This window comes from Shinella yambaruensis, from assembly GCF_022899355.1.
In the GTDB taxonomy this organism is placed as follows: domain Bacteria; phylum Pseudomonadota; class Alphaproteobacteria; order Rhizobiales; family Rhizobiaceae; genus Shinella; species Shinella yambaruensis.
Genome location: NZ_JALJCK010000005.1, coordinates 376,131 through 389,075 on the forward strand (window position 1 = coordinate 376,131; position 12,945 = coordinate 389,075).

Here is a 12,945-nt window from a genome sequence, read left to right on the forward strand (position 1 = left end):
GAACAGCGCTAAGCTGGCACGTCACCCATGCAAACGGCGCATGGGTCTGGTCATCTTCTGTTAAGGTTGCACGCAGCTCAGAGGGCGAATGCGAGGCTGTTTTCTGCAAAAAATACGATTTTTTGGCGTGCGCCACGGCAAAACCGGCCGAAAGAGGCCCATTTCGCTGTCCGGGGCGTCGAAAATGCCTACCCTTGCCATTCCCGGTCCTTTGCAAATCTCCACAGCAAAAGCGCTTCGCACTTTTGCCGGACTTGCTCTAAGAAGGCGTCCCGCGGCAGCGCCGCCCTTTCGATGACGGAACGACATGAGCGACAATCTGCAGGGTCAAGAACGGGGCGACGTGCTCGCCCATGTCTCCGGCAACCTGCGCCGCCTTCGCCAGGCGGCCGGGCTCAGCCAGGCGGCGCTGGCGCAGGCCTCCGGCATCAGCCGGCGCATGATCGTGGCGGTCGAGGGGGGCGATGCCAATATCAGCCTGTCGAGCCTCGACAAGCTGGCCGCCGCCATGGGCGTGCGCTTCGTCGATCTCGTGCGCGATCCGGCCCGCGCGCCCTCTGCGGAGATCAACGAGGTGACCTGGCGGGGAAGCGATGCGCAAAGCACCGCCGTGCTGCTCGGCACGGCGCCGGCGACGGCGGAGGCTCAGATGTGGCTCTGGTCGCTCGGCCCCGGCGAGCGCTATGCGGCCGAACCCGACCCGACCGGCTGGCACGAAATGCTGTTCGTGACCGAGGGGACGCTGCGGCTCGAGCTTTCGGGCATCGCCAGGGATTTCGCCGCGGGCAGCTTCACCATCTATGCGACCGACCAGGCCTATGCCTATGCCAATCCCGGCACCGTGCCCGTGCGCTTCGTGCGCAACGTGATCTCCTGACCCTCATCCCGCCGCCAGCATCCAGGCCATGCCGGCGAGCGCCGAAAGCGCGAGCGTCAGCAGCACCGAGGCCCCGAGACGGAACAGGGCGTAGGCCGCGGCGGCGGCGAGCAGGGCCGACGGCAGGATGAGCGTCGACGGATCGGGCAGCTCGAGGCGCAGCGGGCCTGCGGCGAGAACCCTGACCTCCCCGAACAGCGTGTGCAAGGCGAACCAGACCGCCAGGTTGAGGATGACGCCGACCACGGCGGCGGTGATCGCCGACAGGGCGCCGGACAGCGCCGCATTGCCGCGCAGTTTTTCGATGAAGGGCGCGCCGAGGAAGATCCAGAGGAAGCAGGGCACGAAGGTGACCCAGGTGGTGAGGGTCGCCGCGAGCGTCGCCGCCACCAAGGGATCGAGGCCGCCGGGATCGCGATAGGCGGCGAGGAAGCCGACGAATTGCAGCACCATGATGAGCGGCCCCGGCGTCGTCTCGGCCATGCCGAGGCCGTCGAGCATTTCGCCGGGCCGCAGCCAGCCATAGTGCTGAACGGCCTCCTGCGCGACATAGGCAAGCGCCGCATAGGCGCCGCCGAAGGTGACGACCGCCATCTTGCTGAAGAAGATGCCGACCTGCGCGAAGACATCGTTGCCGCCGGCGAAGAACCAGATCGCCGCAACGGGGCCGAGCCAGAGACAGAGCAGCGCCGCCGAGATCTTCAGCGACCAGCCGGGATGGGGCCGCGCATGGGCGGGCGTCGCCTCGCCGAGCAGCGAATCCTCGTCCCGCAAAACCTGCGCACCCGACGCCGCATGGCCGCCTGCCGTGCGGAAGAGGCGGGAGCCGGATCGCGAACCGAGATAGCCGACAATGGCGGCGACGAGAACGATGAGCGGAAACGGCACCTTGAAGGCGAAGATGGCGACGAAGGCGCCGGCGGCCAGAAGGATCATCGCCGGATTGACGAGCGCGCGGCGGCCGATGCGGAACACCGCCTGCACGACGACGGCGAGCACCGCCGCTTTGAGGCCGAAGAACAGGCCCCCGACCACGCCGGCATCGCCGAAGAGGACGTAGACATAGCTCAGTGCGAGGATCGACAGGAAACCGGGCAGGATGAAGAGCAGGCCCGCGAGAAGGCCGCCCGCCGTGCGGTGCATCAGCCAGCCGATATAGACGGCGAGCTGCTGGGCCTCCGGTCCCGGCAGGAGCATGCAGTAGTTCAGCGCGTGGAGGAAGCGCTTCTCGCCGATCCAGCGTTTCTCGTCGACGACGATGCGGTGCATCACGGCGATCTGCCCGGCGGGGCCGCCGAAGCTGAGCGCGGCCACGCGCGCCCAGACGCGGAGCGCCTCGCCGAGGGGGACGCCGTGCCCTTCGGTGCCGGGCGAATGGGGCGGCGGTGCCGCATGATCGTTCATCGGATGTCCTTCCCCCTTGCCGTCGCGATCGATCGCAGCCGTCCCCTGCCCTGTCAAGGCGCGGGAGGGCTTGACGGATGAGGATGCTGGCATTATTAAACTCATTAGTTAATTAACCTTATGGATAAATGATGTGAGCGATCCGCTGAGCATGACGTTCGCCGCCCTTGCGGACCCGACTCGCCGGGCGATCCTGGCACGGCTTTCCGAAGGGGATGCGACAGTGAACGAGATCGCCGCCCCTTTCGCGATGAGCCTGCCCGCCGTTTCGAAGCATTTGAAGGTGCTGGAGGCGGCAGGCCTCATCACCCGCAGCCGCACCGCCCAGTGGCGCCCCTGCCATCTGGAGACGGGGCCGCTGAAGGAGGCCAACGGCTGGATCGCCCATTACCGGCGCTTCTGGGACCAGAGTTTCGACCGGCTCGACGATTACGTCAGGCAATTGCAGACCGGCGAGCCGGACAAGAAGAGCTGAGGAGGACGACCACCATGCAACACACAGCCGGAACCGCAGAGCCCATCGGCCTTTCCATCGAGCGCCTAATCGAGGCGCCCGTCGCCCTCGTCTTCAAGCTGTGGACCGCGCCGGAGCACCTTGCCCGCTGGCTGGGGCCGAAGGATTTCACGGCCCATGCGGTGCGCATGGACTTTCGCCCGGGCGGCGCGTGGTCGGCGGTGATCCGCTCGCCGGACGGCGACGACTATCCGATGGGCGGCGTCTACCGGGAGATCACGGAAAACCGCCGCCTCGTCTTCACCTTCCGCTGGACGGCGGAGGACGGGCCGGACACGCTGGTGACCGTGACCTTCAAGGACCTTGCCGGCAAGACCCGGCTGACCTTCGCCCAGACGCCGTTCGACACCATCCAGTCCCGCGACAGCCATGCCGAGGGCTGGGGCGAATGCCTCGACCGGCTGGTCGCCTGCATCCTGCAAGAACGCAGCGGAGGAGAAGAGCGATGAAAAGGACCTATCACGGCAGCTGTCATTGCGGCGCCGTCCGCTACAAATGCCTGCTCGACCTCGACGAGGGCCTGAGGCGCTGCAACTGCTCCTTCTGCCGGCGCACGCGCATGCTGAAGACCTTCACGAAGCGCGAGGATTTCAAGCTGCTGTCCGGCGAGGGCCGGCTCCTCACCTACCGCGCCGCCGATTCGAGCTGGCCGGACGGCGATGTCGACCATTATTTCTGCGGGAACTGCGGCGTCCGCTCCTTCTCGCGCGGCTACCATGAAACCTTCATGGGGCATTTCTACTGCATCAATGCCGGCACGCTGGACGACGTGTCCGAAGGGGACCTCAGCGCCGCGCCCGTCATCTACGAGAACGGCATGGTGGACGACTACGAGAACCCGCCGCCGCACCACGCCCATCTTTGACCTCACGCCGCGCGGGCCTGCTGCCGGAGGTAGCGGTCCATCGCCTCCAGCATGGCCTGCCAGCCGGCCTGATGGTCTTCAGCCTTGTCGCGGCCGTCGAAATAGGTGCCTTGCTCGACAAACCGCATGCGCGTGCCGTCCGGGACCGCCTCGAGGGCCACGACGACCGTGCCGGCGAAGGTGAGCGTGCCGTCCTCCCGGAGCAGGCTGGCATAGGCGATGCGCTCTTGCGGCCGGATCTGCAGATAGCGGTTCTCGTTGAGATAGACGGGCCCGCCCTTGGGGCCGAAGCGGCAGAGATCGCTTTCGCCGACTGCAAAGCCGAAGCGCTCGAAGCGCATCTGCCAGTCCGGGCCGGGATCGCCCCAGGCCTCCTGCGCAGCCTGCTGCGACCAGGCCGCAAAGACCGCCGCGGCCGGCGCGGCGAAGGTTCTGGTGATATCGACGGTGCCGTGTTCGATGGACATGGTCTTCTCCTTCCTGTTGGTGGAACGGGGAAGAGCATGGCCGGCTCCTGGCCCGGCCGGTAGAGACGTTCTCGACACTTTCGGGGCGGATGTGCCAATCTTGCGCCATGCCGACACGTCCGAAGCCGACCAGCCCCCTCACCGTCGCCATCCTCGCCTTGCCGGAAAGCGGCACCATGGCACCCTATGGCCTGCACGAGATCCTCGGCGAGGCCGGCCGCGGCCCGAAGGCGCTGCGTCCCCTCAATCCGGTGCTCGTCGCCGCGGAGACCCGCACCCACGCGACGGGCAGCGGCCTCAGCGTGACCCCGCAGCAGGGGCTTGCCGGCGGCCTTGCCGATATCGTCGTCGTCTGCGACATCCATCTCGATCCGGGCCTGTCGCCGGCCGGCCGCTGGCGGCGGGAGATCGCCTGGGTACGGCGGCATATCGAGGCGGAGGCGCTGGTCTGCTCGGCCTGCAGCGGCGCGGTGCTGCTGGCCGAAGCCGGGCTGCTCGACGGCACGGAGGCCGCCTCGCACTGGATCATGGCGGATCTTTTCCGCGACCACTATCCGAAGGTCACCTTCCGGCCGGAGCGCATTCTCTGCGACAGCGGCCGCGCCGGGCGGCTGATCACCACTGGCGGCGCCACGTCCTGGCAGGATCTCGCGCTCTACCTCATCGGCCGTTTCTGCGGAGCCGAGGAAGCGACGCGCATCGCCCGGCTCTTCCTGATCGGCGACCGGGGCCACGGGCAACTCCCCTTCGCCTCCATGGCCCGGCCGCGCCAGCACGGCAATGCCGCAATCGCCGACGTGCAGACCTGGCTTGCCGACAACTATGCCGCCCCCAATCCGGTGGCCGCCATGGTGGCGCGCTCCGGCATGGCGGAGCGCACCTTCAAGCGCCAGTTCAAGGCCGCCACCGGCTATGCGCCGGTGGACTATGTGCAGGCCATGCGCATCGAGGAGGCCAAGCAGATGCTGGAGACCGGGCCGGACGCCATCGAGGACATCGCCGTTGCGGTCGGCTACGGCGATCCGACCTTCTTCCGAAAGCTCTTCCGCCGCCGCGTCGGCGTCACGCCGGCGCAGTACCGCCAGCGCAACCGCCTTCGCACCCTCGGCTGACGATGGCCGGTTTGCCCCGAAACCAGCCCGTTTGCCTCTGACCTTCAAGCCCCGTCGCCGGCACACTCGCCTCATCGGAACACGAGGAGACGCGACATGGACTTCTATTACGCCCCCACCGCCTGTAGCCAGGCCGCCCATATCCTGCTGCACGAGGCGGACCTTTCCTTCCGGCCGCACAAGGTCGACATCTTCCAGCACACGCTGGAGGACGGCAGCAGCTATGAGGCGGTCAATCCGAACGGCTACGTGCCCGCTCTTCGCCTCGATAACGGCCTCCTCCTGACGGAAAACGTCGCGCTGCTCGACTGGATCGCCCTTGCCGGCGACGGCCTCGTGCCGGACGGGCCGCTCGGCCGCACGCGCCACCTGCAGATGCTCGCCTTCCTCTCGACGGAACTGCAGAAGCCCTTCGTGCGACTGTTCTTCACCGAGAACGAGGAGGAGAAGGCCTGGCTGACCGAAACGCTCACCCGCCGCTTCGGCTGGATCGCCACGCGCATCGAGGGCGACTATCTCTTCGGCGCGCGCTTTTCGGCCGCGGATGCCTTCTTCTACGTGATGGCGCGCTGGGCCGCGATGTGCGGCATCACCCTGCCGGAGACGCTGCAGGCGCTGGCGGGCCGGATAGAGGCGCGGCCGGCGGTGAGGACAGCGCTGGCGAAGGAGGGTGTCGCACCACTGGGCGGAGCCGCCTGAGCCTTGAGGAAAAGCGTTGCGCCCGCCCGACGATCCGCCGGCGTGAGGGCCTTGCTACGGGTCCGGTTCCGGCGACTGTCGGAACTGGTCGCTGGCGAGTCGCAGACAGGCTGCACTGGCGGGAAAGCAGGCCCTAAAATCGGCAGCAACATTTCATCGGGGTCCAGCACATGGCAGAGTTTCCGCAACAGGCGAAGGTCGTCATCATCGGTTTGGGTGGCATCGTGGGCGCATCGATCGCCCATCATCTCATCGAGCGGGGATGGGACGACATCGTGGGCATCGACAAGTCGGGCGTTCCCACCGATATCGGTTCGACGGCGCACGCCTCGGACTTCTGCTACACGACGAGCCACGACTATCTTTCGGTCTGGACCACCCAGTATTCGATCGATTTCTACGAGAAGATGGGCCACTACGCCCGCATCGGCGGCCTGGAGGTCGCGCGCACCGGCGACGATGCCTGGATGGAGGAGATCAAGCGCAAGCTCTCCTCCGCCCGGGCTTTCGGCACGCGCGCGCACTATGTCTCGCCGGCCGAGATCAAGGAGAAGTTCCCGCTGATCGAGGAAGACCAGGTGATGGGCGGCCTGTTCGACCCGGACGCCGGCCTCGTCATCCCGCGCTCGCAGACGGTTGCCGGCAAGCTGGTCGACGCCGCCGAAAGATCCGGCAAGCTGCAGGTCTACGGCAACACGCCGGCCCAGTCGCTGATCGTTGAGGGCGGGCGCATCAAGGGCGTCGTCACCCATCGCGGCACGATCATGGCCGACCATGTCATCGTCTGCGCCGGCATCTGGGGCCGCCTGATCGCCGAAATGGTCGGCGAGGATCTTCCCGTCATGCCGGTCGATCACCCGCTCACCTTCTTCGGCCCGTACAACGAATTCGAAGGCACCGGCAAGGAGATCGGCTTTCCGCTTCTGCGCGATCAGGGCAATTCCGCCTATATGCGCGATACGGGCGATCCGAAGACCACCGAGGGCGGCCAGATCGAGTGGGGCTATTACGAGACCACCAATCCGCGCCTGTGCCATCCGCGCGACATTCTCGAAAAGCACGAGGCACGCCTCTCCCCCTCGCAGCGCGACCTCGACATGGAGCAGATCCTCGAACCGCTCGAACGCGCCATGGAACTGACGCCGATCCTCGGCGAACTCGGCTACAACGAGGGTCATTCGTTCAACGGCCTGTTGCAGGTTTCCGCCGCCGGCGGCCCCTCCTGCGGCGAGAGCCAGAAGGTGCGCGGCCTCTGGTACTGCGTCGCCATCTGGGTGAAGGACGGCCCCGGCTACGGCAAGCTGATCGCGGACTGGATGACGGACGGCCGCACCGAGGTCGACCACAATTCGATCGACTATGCCCGCTTCTACCCGCACCAGCTGGAGGAAAAGTTCATCGAGGGCCGTACCTACGAGGCTGCCCAGAAGATCTACTTCCCGGCCGTGCACACCCGCGAGCCCTATGCCACGGGCCGCAACGTCAAGCGTTCGCCCTTCTATGAGCGCGAAGTGGAGCTCGGCGGCTACTTCATGGAGCTCGGCGGCTGGGAGCGTGCGCATGGCTACAAGGCCAACGAGCACCTGCTGGAAAAGTACGGCGACCGTGTGCCGGTGCGCGAGAACGAATGGGACAGCCGCCATTTCTGGCGCGTGTCGAATGCCGAGCACCTGGCGATGAGCGAGGATTGCGGCATCGTCAACCTCTCGCATTTCCACATGGTGGATATCGAAGGGCCCGACCATGTCGAACTGCTGGAATGGCTCTGCGCGGCCAAGATCGGCGGCGACGCGAATATCGGCAAGGGCATCTACACCCACTTCCTCGACGACGAGGGCATGGTGCGCGCCGACTTCACCGTCTTCCGCATGGCCGACCGCTGCCGCCTCGTCAACGGCGCCGATGCCGGCCCGCGCGACTTCCATTACATGAAGCGCGTCGCCGAAGACCGCGGGCTCGACGTCACCATCACCGACGTCTCGGAGAAGTTCATCACCATCGGCATCTGGGGCCCGAATGCCCGCGAGACGCTGAAGAAGGTGGTGGCGGACCCGGCCGGGCTCGACCTGGAGAACTTCGCCTTCGCCGCCATCAAGCAGATCGAGATCGCCGGCAAGCCGGTCACCGCCTTCCGCATCTCCTATGTCGGCGAGCAGGGCTGGGAGCTGCACATGAAATACGAGGACGGCCTTGCCGTCTGGGATGCGCTGCGCGAAACGGGGGTCATGGCCTTCGGCGTCGAGACCTATGCCAATTCGCGCCGCATGGAAAAGAGCCTGCGTCTCCAGAACGCCGACCTTCTCACCCAGTACAACCTCATCGAGGCCGACCTTGCCCGCCCGAAGGTCAAGGAAGCGGATTTCCGCGGCAAGGCGAAGCACCTGGAATACAAGGCACGCGACCATCAGCCCGCCATGCTCTGCACGCTGGTCATGACGGACAATACCGACAGGAACGGCGTCAAGCGCTACCCGCTCGGCAACCTGCCCGTCATCGACCCGGAAACCGGCGAGGTGCTGGTCGACGAGCTCGGCCGCCGTTCCTACACGACCTCCATCGCCTTCGGTCCGACGATCGGCAAGAACATCGCGCTGGCCTACCTGCCGCACGCCTATTGCCAGGAAGGCCGCCAGCTCGAGATCGAGTATTTCGCCGAGACCTACCCGGTCGAGGTGGTCGGCATCGGCTACAAGCCGCTCTATGATCCCGAGAACCTGAAGCCGCGCACGTAAGCGGGTTCGGGGACGTCAAAAAGGAAAGGGCGTGCCGGCGAAAGCGGGCGCGCCCTTTTGCTTGGTCGGTCTACGCGAGGCTCTTCTTGTCTCTTCGCATTCCATCGCCGCCCCCTGCCTATGCTCTCATCTTCACCCGCTGCCCTCTCCCCGTCATCCTCGGGCTTGACCCGAGGATCCACGTGCCAAACTCAAGGCGCGCCGTGTCGCTTGGATCCTCGGGTCAAGCCCGAGGATGACGAAGGAGAGGTGGGCGAACCAATGGAATGCGGGCGGCAGAAGGCAGACGGGCCAGGAAGGGCGGTAGGATTTTGGGAGACAGGATAGCGGGGTGTGCAGCGGCAGACACGAACATGGAGAACGGAGGAGACGGGGGCGACGGTCGGCCACCTTCCACGCCCCCTGCCCGCGCGAAAACCTGCTCTACCGCACCAGCGCCCCGTTCTCCGCCACCAGCCGCCCTGCCTTGAACACCAGCCGCCCCTTGGGCACCGCCACGACGGCCTCCGGCACATGCTCGGCGGCGAGCGTCACGAAATCGGCCCTGGCGCCGAGGGCGATGCCGTAGCCTTCGAGGCCGAGGGCCTTCGCGCCCGCGGCGGTCACCACGTCGAAGGCGGCCGTGAGATCATCGTCCGTGTAGAAGCCGGAGCGGTAGCCAATCATCATGGCGCGGGCGAGCATGTCGCCGTCCCCATAGGGCCACCAGGAATCGCGGATATTATCGTTGCCGGCGAAGACGTTGACGCCTTCCGCGCGCAGCAGCGCAACCGGCGGGAAGACGTGGTCGCCCGGGGCGTTGGTCATGATCGAGACGCCCGCGGCGGCGATTTTTGCGCCGATGCGGCGGGCGGCGTCGGCATCGAGATCGCCGAGGCCATAGGCATGGCTGATCACCACCTTGCCCTGCAAGCCGAGCGCCACGGTGCGCGCGCAGATTTCCTCCACCGTGAAGGCGCCCAGCGAACCGAAATCGTGCAGGTGGATATCGACCCCGACGCCACGCTTTTCAGCGACACCGAAGACGACGTCGAGATGGCCCTTGAGATCGCGGTCGAAGCTCGCCGGATCGAGGCCGCCGACGAGATCGGCGCCAAGCGCGATCGCCTCGTCCAGCAGGTCCGGCGTGCCGGGGCTTTTCAGGATGCCGCTCTGCGGGAAGGCGACGAGCTGGATGTCGATGACATCGCGGTATTCCTCGCGGATGCCGAGGATCGTCTCCAGCGACTTCAGCCCGACCGAGCCATCCACCATGACGTGGCTGCGCATCTGGAGGGAGCCGTTCGAGACGCAGAGTTCCAGCTGCTTGCGGGCGCGCTCGTCCATCGGCGCGGCCTCTGCCATGTTCTGAGCCTGGAAGGCGACGCGCTCGTGGACGTCAAAACCGTTGGTGCAGGGTTTGTGCGGGATCCATTTGTCGCCGTAGAAGCTGGTATCAAGGTGGATATGACCCTCGACGAAGGCCGGCACCAGCAACGCGCCGGCAATGTCCACCTGCCGGGCCGCGTCCGCAAGCGTGCCCGCTGGCCGGATGGCGACGATGCGGCCGCCGGCAACGCCGACATCGTTCAGCGAACCGTCCGACAGCGTCGCACGGGTGAAAAGAGTCTCGATCTCGGCCATGGCATCGCGTCTCCATCTGCATACGACCTGACCCGCCCGGTTGCAGGCAGGTCAAATATTGTACGCAATAAGGCGCGAAAATCGTATGCAGTCAATAGGCCGCGGCAACGGCGGCAGCACCCAGCACCAGAATGGGCGTGCCGTTCTGCACGCGGTCGTAGAGATCGATGACGTCCTGGTTCAGCATGCGCACGCAGCCGGAGGAGACGGACTTGCCGATCGTCCACCATTCCGGAGACCCGTGGATGCGGTAGAGCGTGTCTTCGTTGTTCTGGAAGATGTAGAGCGCGCGGGCACCGAGCGGGTTCTTCAGGCCCGGCTCCATGCCGCCGTTCGCGATGCTGTAGGGCTCCAGTTCCGGCTGGCGGGCGACCATCTCGTCCGGCGGGGTCCAGCGCGGCCATTGCCGCTTGTACTGGATGACGCCGCGGCCGGCCCATTCGAAGCCGGCGCGGCCGAGGCCGACGCCATAGCGCATGGCTTGGCCGTCCTCGTAGGTGAGGTAGAGGAAGTGGTTCGCCGTATCGACGACGATCACGCCGGGGCGCTCGCCGGTCGGGTTCGGCACCATCTGGCGATAGAAGCGCCGGTCGATCTTCTGGTAGGGAATGGCCGGCAGCGGGAACTGCTCGTCCGGCTTCGGCCCGTACATGGCGGCGTAGATGCTGGTATCGATCGGTTCGGGTTCGACGGCGACCCGCTCGCGCACCGGCGTCGTGCAGCCGGCCAGAACGGTGGTTGCCAATCCTGCCCCGCCAAGCAGGAAGGATCGGCGGCTTACGCTTTCACCAGTCAATGCATGTCCTCGCGTCAATCGTCATAGGGATCGGCCAGCGCGGCTTCGGGCCGGCTGACCGGATATTTCGTGCGCGAGATGCGGGCGGCCAGGCCCTTCGCACCCTGCTGCTTCAGGAGCGTGCGGAAGCTCGGATGCATGCCGCCGTCCATATAGGCAAAGCTCGACACCGTCGTGGTGGTGGCGAGCGCCGCCTCCAGCTTCTTCTGTTCCGCGCCGAGCTTGGCGACGAGATCGGTCGCCGGCTCGCTCAGTGCCGCCGGGCATTGCGCCAGCGGATCGCTCGGCTCACCGCCGTCGAATTCCTTGTTGAAGACATAGCGGCCGCCGCAGACGGAGACCTTCGGCTGTTTGCGCGTGAAGGCGAAGGCATCGTAGCCCTCCTTCAGCGTGCGCCAGAACGGCATGTTCGGATCGCCGCGGTGCTTGGCCATGTTCTGCGTCGTCATGCGGAAGGGATAGGCCTGCACCTGGAAGCGCTGCTGCCCGCCCTCCAGCGCCCGCTGCACGATGGCGTAGATCTCGCCGACGCCCTGGTCGGTCATCGCGTAGCAGCCGGAGGAGGAGCAGGCGCCATGCACCATCAGCGCCTCGCCGGTATAGCCGAGCGCCGATTCCAGCCTGTTCGGATAACCAAGGTTGAAGGAGACGTAATATTGCGAGTTCGGGTTCAGCATGCCGGCCGAGACATGGTAGAAGCCTTCCGGCGCCTGGCGGTCGCCGCTCTTCTTCTTCGGGCCGAGCTTGCCGGACCAGCGGCACATCGGATAGGTCTTGAACAGCGCATACTGGCCGCTCGCATCGACCTTCCAGACCTCCAACTCGCTTTCCTGCTTGAAGATGCGCACCAGCACGGGGCTTTCCGGCCGCATCTTCTTCTTCGCCATCTCCGCCTTCACCTTGTTGGAAAGCTGCGGCGCCTCGGCCAGCGAGGCGACATCCATGGCCATGCAGCCGGCAAGCAGGCCGCCGGCGACGGCGGCGGCGGCAAGCCGCGCAAGAAGCGGCAGGCGCAAGCGGGCGGTTTCTCGGGAAAGTCGATGGCGAAGCGCAAACATGGGTCGTTTTCGGTTGTTGGAGGTCCGGGCGCGCCGGTTCGAGGGCGGCGCATCTCGGGGTACAGATTCCAAGCGATTGCTTAGAACTTCGTTAATCTTGTGGCCTCGACCGGCTCCAGCGCGGCATCACGCCCCGGCAAGCGCCGAATCCAAGGCACCCGCCGCTGCGGGCGAGCATAAAACCTCAAGCCGCCTGCGCATCAAGGCCCCGTCCGGCGATTTTCCTCGCATGGCGATCACGCGGCGAACAACAAATCGTCAGCAGCCCCTTTCCGGCGCGCGGCACCGGGCAGGCGGCAAAGAAGACTTGATTTGCCCACAATCCCGGCACATCTGTGGCGAAGACACATTCGACGGGCACATTCGATGAGGCAGAGGCGATGCTGACGATCGGCGATCTTTCCAAGGCCACGGGCGTCAAGGTTCCCACCATCCGCTACTATGAGCAGATGGGCCTGCTCTCCCATGCCGAGCGCTCGGAAGGCAACCAGCGGCGCTATTCCAGCGAGGAGCGCGAGCGCCTCGCCTTCATCCGCCACGCGCGCGATCTCGGCCTCACCATCGACGCCATCCGCGAGCTGATCGACCTCAGCCAGCACCCCGAACGCCCCTGCCGCGATGCCGACCGCATCGCCGCCGAACAGCTCGCCACCGTGCGGCGCAAGATCGCCCGGCTGCGCAAGCTGGAGGCCGAGCTGGAGCGCATCACCAGCCATTGCCATTCCGACCAGATCAGCGACTGCTACGTCATCCGGGCGCTCGCCAACCATGACCTCTGCCACGACGATCACGATTGAG

At 66.2% G+C, this 12,945-nt stretch carries 13 protein-coding genes; 8 read left to right on the forward strand and 5 right to left on the reverse strand.

Annotation, left to right across the window (positions count from 1 at the left end):
* Window positions 1-307 precede the first annotated feature (307 nt).
* Window positions 308-877, forward strand: coding sequence for a helix-turn-helix domain-containing protein (locus MUU56_RS14475; protein WP_244767980.1), 570 nt, complete (start codon window positions 308-310; stop codon window positions 875-877).
* A gap of 3 nt (window positions 878-880) precedes the next feature.
* Here MUU56_RS14475 and chrA read toward each other — a convergent pair whose 3' ends face one another.
* Window positions 881-2,281 carry a chromate efflux transporter gene (gene chrA, locus MUU56_RS14480; protein ID WP_244767981.1) on the reverse strand — a complete coding sequence of 467 codons (1,401 nt, stop codon included), beginning with the start codon at window positions 2,279-2,281 and terminating at the stop codon, window positions 881-883.
* A gap of 151 nt (window positions 2,282-2,432) precedes the next feature.
* Between chrA and MUU56_RS14485 the strand changes: the two genes are divergently transcribed.
* From MUU56_RS14485 to MUU56_RS14495, 3 genes are read left to right on the forward strand one after another with little or no spacing between them, the layout of a single operon-like run.
* Entirely contained in the window at window positions 2,433-2,756 is a 324-nt protein-coding gene (locus MUU56_RS14485) for an ArsR/SmtB family transcription factor (protein WP_244768119.1), read from the forward strand.
* Window positions 2,757-2,770: 14 nt separating this feature from the next.
* Window positions 2,771-3,244: an SRPBCC family protein gene (locus MUU56_RS14490; RefSeq protein WP_244767982.1), complete on the forward strand. Its 474-nt coding sequence runs from the start codon at window positions 2,771-2,773 to the stop codon at window positions 3,242-3,244.
* Complete coding sequence (locus MUU56_RS14495; protein WP_244767983.1) at window positions 3,241-3,660, forward strand: GFA family protein; 420 nt, start codon at window positions 3,241-3,243, stop codon at window positions 3,658-3,660. The genes MUU56_RS14490 and MUU56_RS14495 overlap by 4 nt, the downstream gene beginning before the upstream one ends.
* 2 nt (window positions 3,661-3,662) lie before the next feature.
* Here the strand turns inward: MUU56_RS14495 and MUU56_RS14500 are convergent, their stop codons facing one another.
* Window positions 3,663-4,127, reverse strand: coding sequence for an SRPBCC domain-containing protein (locus MUU56_RS14500; RefSeq protein ID WP_244767984.1), 465 nt, complete (start codon window positions 4,125-4,127; stop codon window positions 3,663-3,665).
* Between the two features lie 107 nt (window positions 4,128-4,234).
* On the opposite strand from MUU56_RS14500, the gene MUU56_RS14505 reads away from it, so the two are divergent.
* From MUU56_RS14505 to MUU56_RS14515, 3 genes are all read left to right on the forward strand, one after another.
* Window positions 4,235-5,239 (forward strand): GlxA family transcriptional regulator, encoded by a 1,005-nt coding sequence (locus MUU56_RS14505; RefSeq protein WP_244767985.1) that lies wholly within the window; start codon window positions 4,235-4,237, stop codon window positions 5,237-5,239.
* A gap of 96 nt (window positions 5,240-5,335) precedes the next feature.
* Window positions 5,336-5,938 carry a glutathione S-transferase family protein gene (locus MUU56_RS14510; RefSeq protein WP_244767986.1) on the forward strand — a complete coding sequence of 201 codons (603 nt, stop codon included), beginning with the start codon at window positions 5,336-5,338 and terminating at the stop codon, window positions 5,936-5,938.
* Between the two features lie 170 nt (window positions 5,939-6,108).
* Window positions 6,109-8,670 carry a GcvT family protein gene (locus MUU56_RS14515; protein WP_244767987.1) on the forward strand — a complete coding sequence of 854 codons (2,562 nt, stop codon included), beginning with the start codon at window positions 6,109-6,111 and terminating at the stop codon, window positions 8,668-8,670.
* A 423-nt stretch (window positions 8,671-9,093) separates the two neighbouring features.
* On the opposite strand, the gene MUU56_RS14520 is transcribed toward MUU56_RS14515, so the two are convergent.
* The 3 genes from MUU56_RS14520 to MUU56_RS14530 all read right to left on the reverse strand — a co-directional run bounded on the left by MUU56_RS14520 (window position 9,094) and on the right by MUU56_RS14530 (window position 12,147).
* The gene (locus tag MUU56_RS14520) at window positions 9,094-10,293 is read right to left on the reverse strand and encodes an amidohydrolase family protein (RefSeq protein ID WP_244767988.1); all 1,200 of its coding nucleotides are present in this window, start codon (window positions 10,291-10,293) and stop codon (window positions 9,094-9,096) included.
* Between the two features lie 91 nt (window positions 10,294-10,384).
* The gene (locus MUU56_RS14525; protein WP_398432389.1) at window positions 10,385-11,038 is read right to left on the reverse strand and encodes a L,D-transpeptidase; all 654 of its coding nucleotides are present in this window, start codon (window positions 11,036-11,038) and stop codon (window positions 10,385-10,387) included.
* A 65-nt stretch (window positions 11,039-11,103) separates the two neighbouring features.
* A complete protein-coding gene (locus MUU56_RS14530; RefSeq protein WP_398432391.1) occupies window positions 11,104-12,147 on the reverse strand; it encodes a L,D-transpeptidase family protein in 1,044 nt (347 codons plus the stop codon).
* Between the two features lie 380 nt (window positions 12,148-12,527).
* Between MUU56_RS14530 and MUU56_RS14535 the strand changes: the two genes are divergently transcribed.
* Complete coding sequence (locus MUU56_RS14535) at window positions 12,528-12,944, forward strand: MerR family transcriptional regulator (protein ID WP_244767990.1); 417 nt, start codon at window positions 12,528-12,530, stop codon at window positions 12,942-12,944.
* The last annotated feature ends 1 nt before the right edge of the window (window position 12,945 follow it).

Coding starts and splice junctions, on each gene's coding strand:
- MUU56_RS14510 (WP_244767986.1), top strand. CDS start 5,336: ATGGACTTCTATTACGCCCCCACCGCCTGTAGCCAGGCCGCCCATATC.
- MUU56_RS14520 (WP_244767988.1), bottom strand. CDS start 10,293: ATGGCCGAGATCGAGACTCTTTTCACCCGTGCGACGCTGTCGGACGGT.
- MUU56_RS14500 (WP_244767984.1), bottom strand. CDS start 4,127: ATGTCCATCGAACACGGCACCGTCGATATCACCAGAACCTTCGCCGCG.
- MUU56_RS14515 (WP_244767987.1), top strand. CDS start 6,109: ATGGCAGAGTTTCCGCAACAGGCGAAGGTCGTCATCATCGGTTTGGGT.
- MUU56_RS14535 (WP_244767990.1), top strand. CDS start 12,528: ATGCTGACGATCGGCGATCTTTCCAAGGCCACGGGCGTCAAGGTTCCC.
- MUU56_RS14490 (WP_244767982.1), top strand. CDS start 2,771: ATGCAACACACAGCCGGAACCGCAGAGCCCATCGGCCTTTCCATCGAG.
- chrA (WP_244767981.1), bottom strand. CDS start 2,281: ATGAACGATCATGCGGCACCGCCGCCCCATTCGCCCGGCACCGAAGGG.
- MUU56_RS14475 (WP_244767980.1), top strand. CDS start 308: ATGAGCGACAATCTGCAGGGTCAAGAACGGGGCGACGTGCTCGCCCAT.
- MUU56_RS14495 (WP_244767983.1), top strand. CDS start 3,241: ATGAAAAGGACCTATCACGGCAGCTGTCATTGCGGCGCCGTCCGCTAC.
- MUU56_RS14530 (WP_398432391.1), bottom strand. CDS start 12,147: ATGTTTGCGCTTCGCCATCGACTTTCCCGAGAAACCGCCCGCTTGCGC.
- MUU56_RS14485 (WP_244768119.1), top strand. CDS start 2,433: ATGACGTTCGCCGCCCTTGCGGACCCGACTCGCCGGGCGATCCTGGCA.
- MUU56_RS14505 (WP_244767985.1), top strand. CDS start 4,235: ATGCCGACACGTCCGAAGCCGACCAGCCCCCTCACCGTCGCCATCCTC.